The organism is Hymenobacter cellulosivorans (assembly GCF_022919135.1).
Taxonomy (GTDB): domain Bacteria; phylum Bacteroidota; class Bacteroidia; order Cytophagales; family Hymenobacteraceae; genus Hymenobacter; species Hymenobacter cellulosivorans.
On the sequence record NZ_CP095049.1, the window covers coordinates 1,670,004 to 1,687,003 of the forward strand.

At 53.6% G+C, this 17,000-nt stretch carries 18 protein-coding genes; 9 read left to right on the forward strand and 9 right to left on the reverse strand.

The features are described 5' to 3' along the window. The first annotated feature begins 18 nt into the window (after window positions 1-18). The 9 genes from MUN80_RS07175 to MUN80_RS07215 all read left to right on the forward strand — a co-directional run bounded on the left by MUN80_RS07175 (window position 19) and on the right by MUN80_RS07215 (window position 8,634). Window positions 19-912: an NAD kinase gene (locus MUN80_RS07175; RefSeq protein WP_244721617.1), complete on the forward strand. Its 894-nt coding sequence runs from the start codon at window positions 19-21 to the stop codon at window positions 910-912. A gap of 128 nt (window positions 913-1,040) precedes the next feature. After that, on the forward strand, window positions 1,041-1,379 hold the full coding sequence (locus MUN80_RS07180; RefSeq protein ID WP_244721620.1) for a hypothetical protein: 339 nt from the start codon (window positions 1,041-1,043) through the stop codon (window positions 1,377-1,379). Further along, window positions 1,307-1,948, forward strand: a complete 642-nt coding sequence (locus MUN80_RS07185; RefSeq protein ID WP_244724844.1) for a DUF6089 family protein — start codon at window positions 1,307-1,309, stop codon at window positions 1,946-1,948. The genes MUN80_RS07180 and MUN80_RS07185 overlap by 73 nt, the downstream gene beginning before the upstream one ends. Window positions 1,949-1,990: 42 nt before the next feature. Continuing rightward, window positions 1,991-2,740 (forward strand): type IX secretion system protein PorG, encoded by a 750-nt coding sequence (gene porG / locus MUN80_RS07190; RefSeq protein WP_262922046.1) that lies wholly within the window; start codon window positions 1,991-1,993, stop codon window positions 2,738-2,740. A gap of 69 nt (window positions 2,741-2,809) precedes the next feature. Further along, window positions 2,810-3,556 carry an undecaprenyl pyrophosphate synthase gene (gene uppS / locus MUN80_RS07195; protein WP_244721626.1) on the forward strand — a complete coding sequence of 249 codons (747 nt, stop codon included), beginning with the start codon at window positions 2,810-2,812 and terminating at the stop codon, window positions 3,554-3,556. 9 nt (window positions 3,557-3,565) lie between these two features. Next, a complete protein-coding gene (gene bamA / locus MUN80_RS07200) occupies window positions 3,566-6,082 on the forward strand; it encodes an outer membrane protein assembly factor BamA (RefSeq protein WP_244721629.1) in 2,517 nt (838 codons plus the stop codon). A 44-nt stretch (window positions 6,083-6,126) separates the two neighbouring features. Beyond that, window positions 6,127-6,816 (forward strand): OmpH/Skp family outer membrane protein, encoded by a 690-nt coding sequence (locus MUN80_RS07205; protein ID WP_244721631.1) that lies wholly within the window; start codon window positions 6,127-6,129, stop codon window positions 6,814-6,816. A gap of 49 nt (window positions 6,817-6,865) precedes the next feature. Then, window positions 6,866-7,489 carry an OmpH/Skp family outer membrane protein gene (locus MUN80_RS07210; protein ID WP_244721633.1) on the forward strand — a complete coding sequence of 208 codons (624 nt, stop codon included), beginning with the start codon at window positions 6,866-6,868 and terminating at the stop codon, window positions 7,487-7,489. A gap of 80 nt (window positions 7,490-7,569) precedes the next feature. Continuing rightward, complete coding sequence (locus MUN80_RS07215; protein ID WP_244721635.1) at window positions 7,570-8,634, forward strand: RluA family pseudouridine synthase; 1,065 nt, start codon at window positions 7,570-7,572, stop codon at window positions 8,632-8,634. 67 nt (window positions 8,635-8,701) lie between these two features. Here the strand turns inward: MUN80_RS07215 and MUN80_RS07220 are convergent, their stop codons facing one another. From MUN80_RS07220 to mazG, 9 genes are all read right to left on the reverse strand, one after another. Continuing rightward, window positions 8,702-10,303 carry a tetratricopeptide repeat protein gene (locus MUN80_RS07220; RefSeq protein WP_244721637.1) on the reverse strand — a complete coding sequence of 534 codons (1,602 nt, stop codon included), beginning with the start codon at window positions 10,301-10,303 and terminating at the stop codon, window positions 8,702-8,704. Between the two features lie 52 nt (window positions 10,304-10,355). Next, complete coding sequence (locus MUN80_RS07225) at window positions 10,356-11,276, reverse strand: PstS family phosphate ABC transporter substrate-binding protein (RefSeq protein WP_244721639.1); 921 nt, start codon at window positions 11,274-11,276, stop codon at window positions 10,356-10,358. Between the two features lie 507 nt (window positions 11,277-11,783). Further along, on the reverse strand, window positions 11,784-12,605 hold the full coding sequence (locus MUN80_RS07230) for an energy transducer TonB (protein ID WP_244721641.1): 822 nt from the start codon (window positions 12,603-12,605) through the stop codon (window positions 11,784-11,786). 226 nt (window positions 12,606-12,831) lie between these two features. Beyond that, window positions 12,832-13,296 carry an energy transducer TonB gene (locus tag MUN80_RS07235; RefSeq protein WP_244721642.1) on the reverse strand — a complete coding sequence of 155 codons (465 nt, stop codon included), beginning with the start codon at window positions 13,294-13,296 and terminating at the stop codon, window positions 12,832-12,834. Beyond that, a complete protein-coding gene (locus MUN80_RS07240; protein ID WP_244721643.1) occupies window positions 13,296-13,661 on the reverse strand; it encodes a hypothetical protein in 366 nt (121 codons plus the stop codon). Before MUN80_RS07240 ends, MUN80_RS07235 begins: the two co-directional genes overlap by 1 nt. After that, entirely contained in the window at window positions 13,658-14,179 is a 522-nt protein-coding gene (locus MUN80_RS07245) for an ExbD/TolR family protein (protein ID WP_244721644.1), read from the reverse strand. The genes MUN80_RS07240 and MUN80_RS07245 overlap by 4 nt, the downstream gene beginning before the upstream one ends. A 13-nt stretch (window positions 14,180-14,192) precedes the next feature. Continuing rightward, window positions 14,193-14,816 carry an ExbD/TolR family protein gene (locus tag MUN80_RS07250; RefSeq protein ID WP_262922047.1) on the reverse strand — a complete coding sequence of 208 codons (624 nt, stop codon included), beginning with the start codon at window positions 14,814-14,816 and terminating at the stop codon, window positions 14,193-14,195. Window positions 14,817-14,884: 68 nt separating this feature from the next. Continuing rightward, on the reverse strand, window positions 14,885-15,757 hold the full coding sequence (locus tag MUN80_RS07255; RefSeq protein WP_244721650.1) for a MotA/TolQ/ExbB proton channel family protein: 873 nt from the start codon (window positions 15,755-15,757) through the stop codon (window positions 14,885-14,887). A gap of 267 nt (window positions 15,758-16,024) precedes the next feature. Then, window positions 16,025-16,870, reverse strand: a complete 846-nt coding sequence (mazG, locus tag MUN80_RS07260; protein WP_244721651.1) for a nucleoside triphosphate pyrophosphohydrolase — start codon at window positions 16,868-16,870, stop codon at window positions 16,025-16,027. Window positions 16,871-17,000 lie beyond the last annotated feature (130 nt).

Sequence of the window (17,000 nt, forward strand, 5' to 3'; positions counted from 1 at the left end):
GCTGGTTATGTTTTTGTTATGAAAATTGCGATTCTCGGCAAACCCTTCGACGAAGAAACCCTGCCGTTTCTGCAGGCTCTGCTCGACGACCTCGTGGCGCGCCGTACCGAAGTAATCATCGTCGAGTCGTTCCACACCTACCTCGACAACCGTCTGCGCCTGCCGGAAGGCATCGGCACATTCCGGCGCGGCGACTCCCTGCGCGATGTGCAGTTTGTCTTCAGCATCGGCGGCGACGGTACCCTGCTCGACACGGTTACCTACGTAGGCGCCCTGCAAATTCCAATTCTGGGCATTAACACCGGCCGGCTGGGTTTTCTGGCCACTATCACCGTGGAGCGTATCGCCCAGGCCATTGATGCCCTATTTAAAGGCCACTTCGTTTTGGAGGAGCGCAGCCTGATCCGGGTCGAAACCGATCCGGAAGTTTTCGATGGTATTAACTTCGGCCTCAATGAGTTTTCGATTTTGAAGCGTGATACCTCCTCCATGATTGTGGTCCACACGTATATCGACGGCGAGTATCTCAACTCCTATTGGGCCGACGGCCTGATTGTTGCTACGCCGACGGGCTCCACCGGCTACTCCCTGAGTTGCGGCGGACCAGTAATGTTGCCCCAAACCAACAATTTTATCATTGCTCCCGTATGTCCGCACAATCTGAACGTCCGTCCGCTTATCGTCTCCGACCGTAGTGTGATTTCCTTCGAGATTGAGGGCCGCAGCAATAACTTCCTGCTGTCCCTCGATTCGCGCTCGGTAGCCGTTGACGCCGGTATTCAGATTGCGGTTCGCCGGGAGAATTTTGCCGTTCGCTTAGTCAAGCTCAACCATGTTAACTTTCTGACTACGTTGCGTAGTAAATTGAACTGGGGTCTCGACAAGCGTAATCCGGCGGGTATCTTGCTCTAATACATTGACTTTTTCTTGTGTTTCTTTTTTAAGTTCCCGGCAACCTCTACTTTTGTCACTAACTGAACTCGTGTCCTTACGACTCGAACGACGCTCACCTTCTTCGCATATCCTTAATCTCGCTCAATATGAAGCAACTCTTCACCAACATCTTGGCTCTGCTGCTAGTGGTTTCGCTGGTCGCCACAGAGGCGAGTGCGCAACAGTTCAGTAAGCGGAAGCAGTACAACTCGGTCGGCGTAAGCATCAATGCGATGAACTACTTCGGTGACATCGTACCGAAAGCCAGCATTCCTAGCTTACGATTTGCGGCCACCCGCCCCAACATCGGCGTAAACTTCACGCACCGCTTTGCCCCCGGATTTCGGCTCGGGTTGCCTTCGCCTATGGCCGCATCACCGGCGACGACGAGAAAGCTGCCGACAAGTCGGATCCAGACGCTCGTTTCCGTTACCACCGCAACATGAACTTCCGCAACGACATCCTTGAGGTGTCGGCTGTGGGTGTATTCGACCTGATTGCCAACCGCAACAACTATATCAAGCGTCCGGACTTCGTTCCTTACGTATTTGCTGGTATCGGCGTGTTTCACCACAACCCCAAGGGCCTGATCCGCGGTGGTAACACCGCGGGCCTATCGGAAGGCTCTTATGTGAACCTGCAGCCCCTGCGTACGGAAGGTGTTGACTACAGCCTGACCGGCCTTTCGATTCCTTTTGGTGGTGGTGTTCGTTACAAAGTCAACAAAAGCTTTGATATTGGCCTCGAAATCGGCTGGCGCAAAACCTTCACCGACTACCTGGACGATGTTAGCGGTACTTATGTAAATCCGAGCACGCTCGGCAGTGCAGAAGCTCGTTACTTTGGTGGCGCCATCACCCGCACCGATGATATCACGCCTAACACGCCTTACACGAACTTCAATGCTCCCGGTGAAATGCGCGGTAAGGGCAATGAAAAGGACTGGTACATCGTTACGGGTCTCAACGTAAACTACATTCTCGCCCCGCGCGTTAAAAGCCCCAAATTCCGATAGCCCGTTCCGGCTGGCTGTCGAGTCCAACTTACAGCTAGTCTAATGACGCATTCGAATCCTTTCAAAACACTCCTTGTTTGCCTTGTGCAAGCAGGGAGTGTTTTTTTTGCTTTCTCCGCCGCCGCCCAGAACACAAGTGAACTAGGTATTGGGATTGGAGGAATGGTATATAAAGGGGAATTAGCCCCAGCATATAAGTTCAGCAATAACCGGCCCGCCGCTACCATCTTCTACCGCAAGGATGTGTCAGCTCCTATTACGCTGCGCGGCAGCTTTCTCTGGGGCTTAGTGCGCGCCGATGATGCCAACGTGCAGGGGGTAAATGGAAACGTAGCACCGTTACCCGCGTACCGGCAGACCAACGTCAAAGGAAACATCCTGGAAGCTGCGGCCGCCGTCGAGTATAACTTCTTCGATTACCGTAACCGCAAGGAGAAAGTCCACTTTACGCCTTATGTATTCGTAGGCGTGGCAGGTTTTCTGGCTCGCACCCGCACTGTTACCAATGCTGATTTGGAGCAGCTTGAAAAAGACGGTAGTACGTTGGGCCTGGCTATTCCCGCCGGTATTGGCTTTAAGCTGGCTTTGTCGCCGCGCTGGAACCTAGGCCTGGAAGCCGGAGCCCGTAAAGCCTTCACCGACGAGCTGGACCATTTGGGAACCCAAAACCCATTGTTGGTCAACACGCACGACCAAGACTGGTATTTCTATAACGGATTCAGCGTTTCCTATACTTTCTATAAAATCAACTGCCCCGACTCTTATAAGGCGAATCCTAAGTTGCTGCGGTAGAAGTCGGATGGGCGGGGGCTTAATGCAACCATTTGCGTAACTTGCAGCCTCTTTACGCAAAAAGTACTGATGGCCGCCCGGTCCGAACTAGACACTCAGAATATTCCCGCCCACGTTGCCGTCATCATGGATGGTAACGGCCGTTGGGCCAAAAAAAAAGGTGGCCTCCGCATTTTCGGGCACCAAAGTGCTATTACCGCCGTTCGGGAAACTGTGGAAGGGGCCGCTGAGCTGGGGGTGCACTACCTGACGCTCTACGCCTTTTCTACCGAGAACTGGGCGCGCCCCAAGCACGAGGTAATGGCCCTGATGCAGCTGTTGGTTCATACCATTCGGCAGGAAACACCTACGCTGCTCAAGAATAACATTCGGCTCCAGTCGATTGGTGACATTGCCAGTTTGCCCGAGTCCTGCCAGCGGGAACTGCGCGAGTCCATTGAGCTCACCAAAGCTGGCTCGGGTATGACCTTGGTGCTGGCCCTGAGCTACAGCGGCCGGTGGGACCTGACACAGGCCGCTCAGCGGCTGGCTACCGATGTCGCCAGGGGAGTTGTGCAACCAGAGCAGGTAACCGAAAACACTATTGCGGGCTACTTGGCTACGGCGGGCATGCCCGATCCGGAGCTATTAATCCGGACCAGTGGGGAGCAGCGCATCAGCAATTTTCTGTTGTGGCAGCTCGCCTACACCGAACTCTATATTACGGAGGTGTTGTGGCCGGATTTTCGGCGGGAGCACCTCTACGACGCCATTCAGGCCTACCAGCGCCGGGAACGGCGCTTTGGCAAAACCAGTGAGCAGCTAACCGTTTCGTAAGTTTTTCGAATGATTCCTTTCCAGAATAAATTTCTCCTGCTGCTAACGGTGCTTGCTCTCGGTGGAGCGGCTTCCGCGTCCGAGGCGTGGGCCCAGGTTTCTACGGCTGGTAGTGAGGAGCCCAAACGCTATGAACTCGGTGGAATTACCGTGAGTGGGGCTTCCTATCTAGATACTAATACGCTTATCGGGCTGACAGGTTTGAAAATCGGGGACCCGGTGACGGTTCCTGGTGAAGAAATTGGCAAGGCCATCCGCCGCCTCTGGGAGCAGGGCATTCTGGGTGACGTAAGCGTATCGATTTCGCGCATTGAAGGCAATAAGATATATCTGGACTTCAACCTGAAGGAGCGCCCGCGCTTGTCGAAGTTCGAGTTTACCGGCATCAGCAAGGGCCAAGCCGATGACTTGAAAAACAAGATCAAGCTGATCCGGGGCAAAGTGGTGACCGACGCCCTGCTGAACAATACCAAGGATCAGGTGCGTAAGTTCTACACCAACAAGGGCTTCTTGGACGCCAAAGCGACTATCACGCAGAAGCCCGACTCGAGCCTGTCGAACAGCGTGGTGCTGAATATCAACGTAGACAAGGGCAGTAAAATCCGGATCAAGGATATTGCTTTTGAAGGTAACGAGGCTTTTTCGGATAAGAAGCTCAAGGGCAAGCTGAAGAAAACCAAGGAGCGCAAATCCTACAAGTTCCTAACCTCGGGCAAGTTCCAGAAGGCCGAGTACGAAGCGGATAAGGAGAAACTGCTCGAATTCTATAATTCCCAGGGCTACCGGGATGCCGCCATCGTATCCGACACCTTACTGCGCACCGACGAAGGTCTGGCGCTGCGGATCAAGGTGGATGAAGGCCCAAAGTACTACTTCCGCCACATCACCTGGAACGGCAACTACCTCTACGATTCCAAGACGCTGGCTTCGGTGCTGGGTATCAAGGAAGGCAGTGTGTATAGCAAAGAAACGCTGGATAAGCGCCTGAACTACAACCCAACGGGGCAGGACGTAACCTCGCTCTATATGAACGACGGCTACCTGTTCTTCCAGATTGAGCCGGTTGAAACCAAGGTAGAAGGCGACTCTATCGACATCGAGATGCGCATCAGCGAAGGTGTGCAGGCCCGTATCAAAGAGGTGAACATTGCCGGCAACACCAAAACCAGTGACCATGTGCTGCGCCGGGAACTCCAGACCCTGCCCGGCGACAAGTTTAACCGTGAGTTGCTGATCCGCTCCCAGCGCCAGATTGCTACTTTGGGTTATTTTGACCCGGAAAAGATTGGCCTGAACCCCGTGCCCAACCAGGCCGATGGCACCGTGGACATCAACTACACCGTAGTTGAGAAGCCTTCCGACCAGATTACGCTTTCGGGCGGCTGGGGCGGCTACGCTGGCTTTATCGGCACGGTAGGTTTGGTATTTAACAACTTCTCGCTGCGCAAAGCCGGAAGTTTGCGCAACTGGACGCCGGTTCCGGCCGGTGACGGCCAGCGTCTGGCCCTGAACGTGCAGGCCAATGGCTTGCAGTACCAAGCCTATTCCTTCTCCTTTACGGAGCCTTGGCTGGGTGGCCGCAAGCCTAACTCGCTGTCCTTTAGCCTGAACAAGAGCATTCAGCGTGTGGGTACCAGCCTCGACGCTAACAATGACCAGTCTATCAAGGTGAACAGCGCCTCGCTGGGCCTGGGCCGACGCCTGCGCGTGCCGGATGACTATTTCACGCTGAGCAACTCGTTGTCGGTGAGCCAATACAAGCTGAAGAACTACCCCTACATTCAGGGTTTCAGCAATGGCACGGGCAACGCAACCAACATTACTTTCAACACGACTTTGTCGCGTAACAGCATTGACAACCCGACTTATACCCGTCGGGGCTCCTCGCTGTCGTTGAGTGTGAACCTGACGCCGCCTTATTCTATCTTCAAAGGCTCGCACCCGAGCGTAAACGAGTGGGTGGAATTCCACAAATGGATGTTCGACGCCTCGTGGTTTACGCCCATTGTAGGTAAGCTGGTGCTGAACACCCGGGCTCACTTCGGCTTTATCGGTACCTACAACTCCAGCCGGCCTATCGGTCCGTTTGAGCGGTTCAAGCTGGGCGGCTCGGGCCTAGGCTACGGGGGCTCGTCTAACTTCCTGGTGGGCACCGAATATGTGGGTCTGCGCGGTTACGATGACCCCAACAACGCTAACTCCATCCAGAATCCCAACTCCAGTGGTGGGGTAGCCTACAATAAATACGTCCTGGAAATGCGTTACCCAGTGTCGTTGAATCCAGCGGCCACGGTGTACATCCTGAGCTTCGCTGAAGCCGGTAATGCTTTTGAAGCTTATAAAGACTACAACCCTTACAAGCTGTACCGGTCGGTCGGCGTAGGTGCCCGGATTTTCATGTCGGCATTCGGTTTGCTTGGCTTCGACTACGGCTACGGTTTCGACACGGTACCCCGATACACTTCCGGGCAGGCTGTACAGGACAAAGGCCACTTCCACTTCATCATCGGTCAGCAGATTCGCTAAGTCTTTGGCGGTCTGCCCCGCCCGTTACTCTCTATCTACTTGACATGAAAAAGCTCCAATCCCTACTGCTGGGCGCGCTCCTGCTCTTATCGGCTCCCGCCGCGCTGGCCCAGAAATTCGGCTACGTCGACTCTGAGTTTATTATGAGCAAGATGCCGGCTTACTCGCAGGCGCAGCAGGAACTGAATACGTTGTCGGCTAACTGGCAGAAGGATATCGAGAGCCAGAAAAAGGACTTGGATAAGTTGTACCGCAACTACCAGGCGGAAGAAGTGCTCCTGACCGAGCCCATGAAGAAAAAGCGGCAGGATGAGATTCTGAAGAAGGAGCAGGACGTCAAGGCCTACCAGAATAAAATCTTCGGGTACGAAGGCCAACTGTTCAAAAAGCGCCAGGAACTGACCAAGCCCGTGCAGGACCAGGTGTTCGAAGCCATTGAGAAAGTGGCCAAGAAAAAGCAGCTAGCCATTATTTTCGACAAAGCTGGCGACCTGACGATGCTCTATACCAATCCAACTCACGACTATACGGAATTTGTGATGGAGGAATTGGGTTTAGCATCTGAAGACCGGAACCAGCCGGGCCAGAAGGGTGCCGTTCGGACCGTGACGACCCCGAAAACGCCTGCCGGCGACGATACTGCTACCGACACGGATGCCAGTGCCGCCCCGGCCAGCCGAACGCGTCAGCCTACCAAGGCAACAAATACGCGCCCAGCTACTCGAAAAAATTAACTTTGCCCTTGCAACCTAACTTTCTGAAAGTTTCCCCTTAATGAACATCATGAACAAATTCCGTCTTGCCCTAGCAGTAGCCGTTCTTACCATCAGCACGGCCACCTCGGCACTGGCGCAAGCCCCCCTGAAAATCGGCTATACCAGCGTAGAATACGTTCTGAGCCAGATGCCCGAGAGCCGGCAGATTGAGTCGGATCTGAAAGCCTATAGCTCCCAGCTCGAAGCTCAGCTGAAAAGCAAGTATGCCGACTATCAGTCCAAGGCTGAAGCTTACCAAAAGGGCGCTTCGGCTATGACTCCAGTGGTTCGGGAGGATAAAGAGAAAGAGCTAACGAACCTGCAGAACTCCATCCAGGAGTTTCAGCGCAGCGCCGACCAGAGCCTGCAGCAGAAGCAGCAAGCTCTGCTAAAGCCTGCCCTGGACAAGCTGCAGAAAAACATTGATGCCGTGGCCGAAGAAAACGGCTATACCTATGTTCTGAACTCGGACGGTGCCAGCCCGGTGCTGCTGCACGGCCCTAAGGAAGGTGATATTTCGGATCTGGTGCTGAAGAAAATGGGTATTACGCCCGGTGCTGCCCCAGCTGCCAAAGCTGCTCCGGCCGCTACCACGCCGGCCGCTACGCCTGTTAACAACACGACCAAGACCAAGACGAAGTCGAAAAAGTAAGGTCCCGCACTTTTTCAACACCGAAAGCCGGAGCGCAATGCTCCGGCTTTCTTGTTTCCAATATTTTTCAAGTGTCCGATATGACTTCCTTGCTTGACTCTCAACTGCCCGACCCTGATCTGCCCGACGATGAAAACGAAGAAGGGGATGAACTCTACGAACACCACAGAATCCGCGTCGACCGGGGGCAGGAGCTGCTGCGCCTCGACAAGTTTCTGATGAACCGCCTCTCGAATGCGTCGCGGACCAAGATCCAGAATGCCATTCGGGCCGAGGCCGTGCAGGTGAATGAGAAGGTTGTTAAGTCGAACTACCGCATCAAGCCGTTCGACGTCATTACCATCACGCTGCCCGAGCCTCCGCGCGACGTGAAAGTGGTGCCTGAGCCTATGGACCTCGACATCCGCTACGAAGATGAGTCCTTGCTTATCGTCAATAAGCCCGCCGGTTTGGTGGTGCACCCGGCTTTTGGCAACTGGAACGGCACACTGGTCAACGGCCTTGCTTATCACCTCAGCAACCTGCCCACCGGCCGCAACGGCGAAATCAGGCCCGGCCTAGTGCACCGCATTGATAAGGATACTTCCGGGCTTCTGGTCATTGGCAAAACGGAGTGGGCCATGACGCACTTGTCCCAGCAGTTTTTCCATCATACCATCGAGCGAACCTATTTAGCGTTGGTGTGGGGCATACCAAAGGAAACGCAAGGCACTATTACGGGCCATATTGGGCGCAGCCTGAAGGATCGGAAGGTGCAGGCAGTATATCCCGACGGTGACCAGGGCAAACACGCTGTAACGCACTATAGAGTGCTCAAAACGTTCCGACATGTCGCGTTGCTGCAGTGCAACCTGGAAACGGGCCGCACCCACCAGATTCGGGCCCACATGAAGCACATCGGGCATCCGCTGTTCTCCGATGCCACCTACGGTGGCGACAAGGTGCTCTATGGGCAGCGTACGGGCTCTTACAAGGCTTTTGTCGACAAGGTATTCGAGCTAATGCCCCGACAGGCCCTACATGCTAAATCCCTGGGGTTCGTGCATCCTGTTACCGGCGACACGATGCAGTTCGAAGCTGAACTGCCCGCCGACTTTGTAGCTGCCCTAGAAAATTGGGAACAGTATGCTATTCAGCACGCCTAGTGAGTAATAATCAATAAAAAAGCCTGCCTCATAGTGAGGCAGGCTTTTTTATTGTCAGGCATAATACCTATTTCTTCTTAACGGGCGCTTTCGTAGCCGTCTTCGAGCGAGTCATGCTATCCACTACCGACTTAGCGTTCTGGTTGCCTGGGTCCAGGGCCAGAACTTGCTGGTAGTAGGGCAGAGCAGCGGTTTTGTCGCCTTTCTGGTAGTAATAGTAACCCAGGTAGCTGTTGGCTTCTACCAGACCGTCCTTATACTTGGAAGGGTCCGCTTTGGCCACCTCTACGTATTTCTCATAGTAAGGCTTGGCCAAGCCTTGCTTGGAGTCCGGGTCCATACCGTAGTTGGCCTGAGCGCGCATCAAATAACCAGGAGCGTAGGTCGGACGAGCCGTCAGTACCAAGCCGTACAGGCTATCGGCCTGGGCGTATTGCTTGTTCAGGCTATAGGCCCGCGCCAGCAGTACTTGGTCCGTCAAGCCGCCCTGACCCTTCATTTTGGTCTTGTAGGTGGCAATGGCCATCGGGTAGTTCTTGGCACCGATGTAAGCAGTAGCCAGGTCATTTTGCAGGTCTACGTTGGTAGGATCAGCAGCAACGGCTTTTTGTAGCATAGCAATACCTTGCTCGCCTTTGCCGCCTTTAGCCAGCATTTTGGCGTAGTACACGTTGTCCTCCTTGATGATTTTCTCGGGGGTAGCAAGCTTCATGTACTTATCCATAGCAGCAATGGCCTCCTCATTCTTACCTACTTCGTAGAGTGAATAAGCCTGCAGACGGTTCATGGTCAGGTTGTTGGGTTCCCGAGCCAATACTTTCTGAATTTCTACCAGCGCTTCAGGATACTTTTTAGTCAGGAACAGGAACGAAGCATACTTCGCATCCGTGTCCGACGACTTTTCGGCCAGGCTAGTGTACTTCTGGAAGTTGGACAGCGCTTCGTCGTACTTACCGGCATAGAAGTAGGTTTCAGCCAGGGCGTTATAGGCCGGAGCATAGTTAGCATCCAGGGCAATTGCTTTCTGGAAGGCGTCACGAGCTTCGTTGTAGTTGCGCGAACGAACGTTCAGCTGCCCCTTACGGTAGTAAGCCAGTACGTTGTTTGCATCAGCCATTACGGCCCGGTCATAGCTGTTCATAGCTTCACCACCGCCGTTTTCCTGCTTCAGGTAGATGTCGCCACGCGCAATCATCAGCGCAGGGTCATCTTTTAGCTTGTTGGCTTTGTGAGCTGCCTCAACGTACGACAAGCCTTTCGACACGTCTTTTACGTCCGACTCGGCATAGGCCTGAGCAATCATGGTCAGAACCTTGGCATCTTTACCTTTGGTCGCCTTCACGGCATTGTCAAACTGAATCTGGGCTTCTGCGGCTTTGCCTTGAGCCAGAGCAGCCCGGCCAGCTGCTACCATTGTCGTAGCATCTTTGGGGTTCAGCGAAATGCGGTTGAAGTAATAAGCCGCCGAGTCGGGCATGTCGCGCATCTGGTACAGACGACCCAGCTCAAAAGAGGTTTCATTCGAACCACCTTGCCGGAGCAAAGCCGCGCGGGCTTCGTTGTAGCGGCCGAGTTCAATCGATTTCTGGGGAGTCGTTTGGGCAAAAGCGGCGGAGCCGGAAACAGACAAGGCAGCGAGGAGCGAGAGCTTCCAGGGCTTGAAGTTCATGAGCAAAATGTTTGGTGGAAAGCGTTTGTAATGGAAAGACAAAAGAGCAGGGCTAGCGCTTGTTGGTATCAATGATACGCATCTGGCCCGTTGCCGGTACCAGTCCCGATTTAAGGACAATCAGCTGGCCTTTGTTGCCCGCTGCAAAGGATGCAAAACCGGTGCCAAGCCCGGCGCGGGCTTCCCGGCTAACTAAGTATACATCCCGGCGCAGCGGGTAGGTTTTTAGAGCCAGATACGCCTGGTACGGCTGCAGGTAATCGTCGGCACTTCGCGGTGTGGGGTTGGCACTAACACCCACAATTCGCACTTTCTTTAAAAAGCTCTGTACCGACGCATCATCCCGGTCACTGATCCAGTTTACTCCAATTATGCCAATGGCATTAGGATGAGTAGCAACGTAATCAAGCAGAGCAGGGTTCGATTTGGCCGCAAAAACCCGCTTGGTGAGCGGCGCGCCTTTGGTTAGAGAGTCCTGCACGAAGCGCGTGGTGCTGGAATAGTTGGTGTCGAATACCACGTTGATTTCGCCCAGACCTTTCTTGCCACTTACCTCGGGCCACTGCTGCAGCTTGCCGGTGAAGATATCCCGGAGCTTGGCCACGGTCAGCAGGGAGTCGGCGTTGCTGGGATGAACTACGATGGCGAGGCCATCGACGGCGAGGCGGGCAATGCGGGGAACAATTTTCAGGCGCTGAAACTCAGCCTGTTCTTGAGCATTCAGCTGCCGGGTTACAACGGCTACGCGTACCTTGTTGTTCATCAAGTCCTGCATAGCCTCCGCTTCGGGCTTATAAGAAGCCGTAATCCGTGCGGCAGGATACAGTTTCTGGAACGTATCAACCTGGGACTGCAGGATAGGGGCAAACGTCTCATCAACGCTGATGCTCAAGGTGCCGCTGGTGGGCGTGTCGGACGTGTCCTCCACTGGGCCCTGGTACTGGTTACAGCCAGCCAACAAAAGGCCGCTCAACAATAGAGAGAAGCCGGCTGAGTGTGATTTAGCGCGCATTGTGGTTTCGGTTGCTTTGAAAGTGTTGGCGGTAGGTGCGGACAAATCTAATGATTCCGTAAAAGATGAATACCGCGCCTAAAATTCGGCGGGTAGTAGTTGGCAGCGCAAACACATTGGCCTGGGGAAGCCACATCATAATACCTAAGCCGGTATACACAAGGGCCATTACCAACGTGAAGTACGGTACCAGCCCCCGGGATGAGCTCCGGTTCAGGCGTTCTTCGGTAGTGGGACGGTCAAACATAGATGGTCAAAAGAAGGAGTTCTGTACTTAGAACGTAAAACTACCATGCTCTCGTTCGTTCAGCCATCAAGCTTCCTTCGTAAGCCAAGGGTGTAGTTTGCAAAAAAAGCCAAAAATCAACCGGTATAACGCATACCGGTTGATTTTTGGCTATATATAGAATGCTAAATTGATTAACAGGCTGAGGCAGAGGCCGCAAGCACCCTAGCTTTTAGAACACTCTATTGGTACTGAAAGGTGATTGGCATCGTGTAACGTACCGCTACTGGGCGGCTATTTTGCCGCCCCGGCGTCCAGGAAGGCATGCTGCTAACCACGCGGGCTGCTTCCTCGTCGGTGCCATACCCTAGCCCTTTAAGCACCTGCACGTCAGAAATAGAACCGTCAGCTTGCACCGTAAACGAAACAAATACTTTACCCGACACGGCATTAGCCAAAGCCTGCTTAGGGTAACGAAGGTTGCTTTGCATGTACTTGCGCAGCGCGTTAATGCCACCGGCAAATTCAGGCATTACTTCCACATGCACAAAGGGCTTAGAAGGAGGAGGAGCCGTAGTCGTGCCCGAATCAGTGCCAGGTACGGTAGAGCTAGGACCGCTAATGGCATCTCCACCTGGCTTGCCTTCAATTAGGGTATTGTCATTTATCAAGGAAGGCTCGGTGGTAACCATGGGCTTGGTGACCAAGTCATCTTTTACCACTCTAGGAGCTACATCGGCGTGGGGTGTCACTACTACGGGTTGCGGCTGGGTTATGGTCGGCTTAGGCGTTGCAATAGCTTTTGGCGGCTTGGGTGGGGCGATGTACGTCAAATCAACGGGCTTCTCCACAATTTGGGGAATACTAGGCAAAGCAGCGGGGAAAAACCGTTGCATAACCAGCGTAATGCTAACCAACAGCAGGGCTAAGGTTACCGTGATAGCCAAGGCGCGGGCCAGATGGCGGTTGTAGAGCTGGCGCAGGACGAAGGCACCGTAGGCTTTGTTGCGGCCCTCGAAGATGATTTCATCAAGCGAGGCGGTGTGCAGGTTGGTGGTGTTCATGGGACATATGGGCTAAAGGTGAAACGGTATTCACAGGCACGCATTACCCAAGCCATTGTCTCACGGATCGTCTCTACATCTTCCTGGCTTTCAACTCTAAAACGGAGTATTGTACAAGAAAAGTATGCGGCTAGCCGAATTCTTTTTTGCACGAAAAAGCCCGAACCAAGCAGCTGCTCAATTCGGGCTTCTTTTGCTCGTCAGCCGAAGCTGAAAAGCAGGTGTACTACTTGATAGCGAAGGTTACCGGAACCGTGTACGAAACACTTACCGGACGGCCATTCTGCTTACCGGGCGTCCAAGCGGGCATGGCCTTGATAACGCGAACTGCTTCTTCGTCGCAGCCGGCACCGATGCCTTTGGTTACTTTCACATCCGTGATACCACCCGTTGGGCCTACCACGAAGCTGATGAACACTTTGCCCTCAACCTGGTTGCGCAGGGCCAAAGCAGGGTACTTAATGGTTTTGCCCAGATAAGAGAGCAAACCTTCCATACCGCCGGGAGGAGTAGGCATCTGTTCTACGTACGTGTAGACCTTATTCTCTACTACCTCTTCTACTACCTTGTTAGCACCTTCATCCCCAAGACCGGTGAGGTCAGCGGGATTGTCGGTGTTACCTTTTACGGTTTCGGTAGCAATTACTTTGTCCTCCAGTTCTTCCTGATCCGGAATCTTCTCTTCCTTCACTACTTCCTCGTCTTTCTTAACGACGGGGGAGTAAACTTGATGGTCGAGAGCTTCGGCGGCGGTGGTGGCGGAGCCTCTGGTGGCGGTGGGGGTGGTGGCGGCTTGGTGTCGTCCAGTGGCGGTGCCTCCATCAGCTCGTTTACCTTGAGCATCTTGTCGTCCTTTACCACCTCTTCCTTGGCAAACATCCGCGCGATGAGCGGGAAGCTTACCATCAGGGCCAGAAGGGCAACGGCGATGAGAAGAGCTCGGGTAACGTGCTTGTTGTACAACCGCCGGAGCACGTAAGCTCCGTAGGCTTTATTGCGGCCTTCAAAGACGATGTCGTTGAAAGACGCCTGAGCCAATTGCGTGTTATCCATCATAGCCCGGAAGTTTTAATCAGGTCCTCATCAGCCTTCGAGATGTCAACCAGAGCGTATTTCTTCTGGTCGGTAATGTTCATCTCGTCGAGGATGTCAACCATGTTCTTGTAATTGGACTTGTCAACGGGTTTGATCAGCACAACTACTTCTGGGTTGGCCTGACGGCGCTGCAGCAAGATTTTGCGGATACCGTTGGCGTCGTAGCTCGAAGCTACCAGCTCAGGCTTCACATCAGCAGACAACAAGCCATCATAATAATAGATCTTGTTGTTCTCACCCAGCAGTACCGTGAAAGCATTCGAAGCCTTAATCTCAGATTTTTCGTCCTCGGCTTTTGGCTTTACGGGCATGTTGAGCTGCATCACGGTCGGCTTGCTGAAGGTTGTCGTCAGCATGAAGAAGGTGAGGAGCAGGAAGGCCAAGTCCACCATCGGCGTCATGTCGATTTTGGTCGACATTTTCTTGGCCCGCTTCTTACCTCCTTTACCGGAGTCGGCTTGTTGTTGTATTTCTGCCATTTCTCTGCGTCGGTTATTTCCCGGCTACCGGCTTGGACTCCAAGTCAGTAATCAGGTTGAAACGGTTGATGTTCTTATCCTGCAGCAGTTGGATGACTTTCTTCACGGTTGGTACGTCCGCGTTACCGTCGCCTTTGATGGCGATGTAAGCGGGCTTACCGAACTCCTTGCGGCTAGCAGCCTGCGCTTCTACCACCCAGTCGATAAACTGGTTGTTCAGAGAGTCGGCAGGAATGCCAGGCTGCCTGAGGGCTTTGCGCTGCTCGTTGTCGCGGCTTAGGAAGTCGGGAAGCTGTTGTACCGGTACGCCAAAGCTCGACAGGTTGGAGAAGGTCTTTGCCTGAGCAGCCGTGAAGCTTACTCCGTACTTAGCACCTACCCGGGTCAACAGGTCCAGCTTGGGTTTAGCATCATCCATTCCGAAGAATACCCGCTTGTCCTTGTCCACCGAAATGGTGATAACATGGCTTTCCGGCAGGCGAATTTCGGAAGTAGATGAGGGCGTATCCACCACTACAGCTTCCTCGGGAGCAAACTTGGTGGTGAGCATGAAGAAGGTCACCAGCAGGAATGCCAAGTCCACCATCGGAGTCATATCCAACGAGGGGGACGTTCTATGAGGTTTTACTTTTGGCATTGCGAGCGTGGTTAAAGAGCTTTATTCAGAAACGTTTAGAAACGCTGCTTTAGTGCGTAAACCGCGGACTAAGCAGTATAAGTTTCTTTTTCGCCGTGCTGCGAAGCAAACGTCTGGATAATGCTGAAGCCAGCTTCATCGATGCTGTAGGTCAGCTCGTCAATCTTGCTGGTGAAGAAGTTGTAGGCAATGATGGCCAGGGCCGAGGTCAAGATACCCAGAGCCGTGTTGATCAGAGCTTCCGAAATACCGTTGGCCAGACCTACTGCGTCAGGAGCACCAGCGTTAGCAAGAGCCGAGAAGGCGTTGATCATACCGAATACCGTACCGAGCAGACCAATCAGGGTAGCTACCGAAGCGATGGTCGACAGGATAACGAGGTTCTTTTCCAGCATGGGCAGTTCCAGAGCCGTCGACTCTTCAATTTCCTTCTGAATGGCAGCAATTTTCGAGTCTTTGTCGAGGCTGCGGTCACGAGCCATCTCCTGGTATTTGCCCAGGCCAGCTTTTACTACGCTAGCAACCGAGCCTTTTTGCTGGTCGCAGGCGGCCAGAGCGCCGGTGATGTCGTTTACATTCAGCTTCTGACGCACGTTGCGGATGAAAGCTTCGATGCTCTTCGAGCCTTTAGCCTTGCTGATGGTCAGGAAACGCTCGATCGAGAAGGTGATTACCAACAGGAACAGCGTCAGCAGAATCGGTACAATAACACCACCTTTGTAAATAATGCCGAGGTAGTTACCGGGCAGGGGGTTATTTTCAGGATTGCCACCCTGGAAGTTGCCGGGGCTACCAAAAACAAACTTGTAGATGATAATCGATACGATCAACGCCAGTGGAATCACGATGGCGGCAAACGCGGAACCGCCTTTCGCTTCGCCCTGAGGAGCAGCGGGAGCGGCGGGCCGCACGTTTTTATTCATGGCATTCTTTTGTTCCATTGTTCCGGAGAATTAGTGGGTTGGTGGTGAAAGGTTGAACTCTTAAGGTGAAAAAGTGAAGAAAATGTAAGCCGGATAGCCCGAAGACAGCAGCGCCCCGCTCACCCGCACACTGGGCCCGTTCAGAGAACGGAAAGTGTGGGTCTGCTCGTGCGCGGGGCCGTTAGGAATTCGGAGTATCCTTGGCAAACCTAAATAAAAACCTACGTGCTGCCAAATGAAAAATGCGTTTAAACGCTTTAAAACGGGTAGAGCCTTAAAAAAAGGCTATTTCTGCTCGTCGGTTTCTTGCTGATTTAAGTTGAGTTTTTTGGCTCGCTCCCAGTACGTGTCCATTTGAGCCAGGTTCAAATCGGCCAGTCGGTGACCGTCGCGGGCCGACTCGGTTTCCAGGTATTGGAAGCGCTGAATGAACTTGCGGTTGGTGCGTTCCAAGGCTTCTTCCGGATTGATGCCCGCGAATCGGGCAAAGTTGACTAAGGAAAAAAGTAGGTCGCCAAACTCGGCGGCAGCCCGCTCCTGATTACGCTGCTCGGGGTCAGTGTGTGCGTACTCAACTCCGAATTCTCCTAACTCTTCCTGCACTTTCTCCCATACCTGCTCGGGTTTTTCCCAGTCGAAACCGGCCCCACGGGCCTTCTCCTGGATCCGCATGGCTTTGACCAGGGCCGGCAATGAAGTAGGAACGCCGCCTAGCACCGAGGAGTTGCCTTTTTCCCGCAATTTGAGTTGCTCCCAATTGCGTTTCACGTCTTCCTCGTCGTTCACAGTCGTGTCGCCATAAATGTGCGGGTGACGAAAGATGAGTTTCTCACATTGGGCGTCGAGGACATCCGCAATATCAAAATGGCCCGTCTCGGAGGCTATTTTGGCGTAAAAGGTGAGGTGGAGCATCACGTCGCCGAGTTCCTTCTTCACATCCGCCAGGTCGTCGCGCAGAATGGCGTCAGAGAGTTCGTACGTCTCCTCAATGGTGAGATGACGTAAACTCTGCATGGTTTGTTTCTTATCCCACGGACATTCGGCCCGCAGGCGGTCCAGCACGTCGAGCAAACGGCCGAAGGCGGCCAGCTGTTCGGCGCGCCGGTTGGGCATTGAGGGTTGTGTTTCCATTACGTCAAATATACGGCACCCAAGCCGGGTGGGCTATACGTATGTAGAAGTGGGGGCAAGCCGGGCTGGTAAGGCCCCAAGAAATACTTTCGTAGAAAAGCAGGGCCATTTCTCTACTTTTGCACTTCAA

What these genes read in the sequence shown, in the direction of transcription:
- MUN80_RS07175 (WP_244721617.1), top strand. Translation starts at nt 19, where the DNA reads ATGAAAATTGCGATTCTCGGCAAACCCTTCGACGAAGAAACCCTGCCG.
- MUN80_RS07180 (WP_244721620.1), top strand. Translation starts at nt 1,041, where the DNA reads ATGAAGCAACTCTTCACCAACATCTTGGCTCTGCTGCTAGTGGTTTCG.
- porG (WP_262922046.1), top strand. Translation starts at nt 1,991, where the DNA reads ATGACGCATTCGAATCCTTTCAAAACACTCCTTGTTTGCCTTGTGCAA.
- uppS (WP_244721626.1), top strand. Translation starts at nt 2,810, where the DNA reads ATGGCCGCCCGGTCCGAACTAGACACTCAGAATATTCCCGCCCACGTT.
- bamA (WP_244721629.1), top strand. Translation starts at nt 3,566, where the DNA reads ATGATTCCTTTCCAGAATAAATTTCTCCTGCTGCTAACGGTGCTTGCT.
- MUN80_RS07205 (WP_244721631.1), top strand. Translation starts at nt 6,127, where the DNA reads ATGAAAAAGCTCCAATCCCTACTGCTGGGCGCGCTCCTGCTCTTATCG.
- MUN80_RS07210 (WP_244721633.1), top strand. Translation starts at nt 6,866, where the DNA reads ATGAACAAATTCCGTCTTGCCCTAGCAGTAGCCGTTCTTACCATCAGC.
- MUN80_RS07215 (WP_244721635.1), top strand. Translation starts at nt 7,570, where the DNA reads ATGACTTCCTTGCTTGACTCTCAACTGCCCGACCCTGATCTGCCCGAC.
- MUN80_RS07220 (WP_244721637.1), bottom strand. Translation starts at nt 10,303, where the DNA reads ATGAACTTCAAGCCCTGGAAGCTCTCGCTCCTCGCTGCCTTGTCTGTT.
- MUN80_RS07230 (WP_244721641.1), bottom strand. Translation starts at nt 12,605, where the DNA reads ATGAACACCACCAACCTGCACACCGCCTCGCTTGATGAAATCATCTTC.
- MUN80_RS07240 (WP_244721643.1), bottom strand. Translation starts at nt 13,661, where the DNA reads ATGATGGATAACACGCAATTGGCTCAGGCGTCTTTCAACGACATCGTC.
- MUN80_RS07245 (WP_244721644.1), bottom strand. Translation starts at nt 14,179, where the DNA reads ATGGCAGAAATACAACAACAAGCCGACTCCGGTAAAGGAGGTAAGAAG.
- MUN80_RS07250 (WP_262922047.1), bottom strand. Translation starts at nt 14,816, where the DNA reads ATGCCAAAAGTAAAACCTCATAGAACGTCCCCCTCGTTGGATATGACT.
- MUN80_RS07255 (WP_244721650.1), bottom strand. Translation starts at nt 15,757, where the DNA reads ATGGAACAAAAGAATGCCATGAATAAAAACGTGCGGCCCGCCGCTCCC.
- mazG (WP_244721651.1), bottom strand. Translation starts at nt 16,870, where the DNA reads ATGGAAACACAACCCTCAATGCCCAACCGGCGCGCCGAACAGCTGGCC.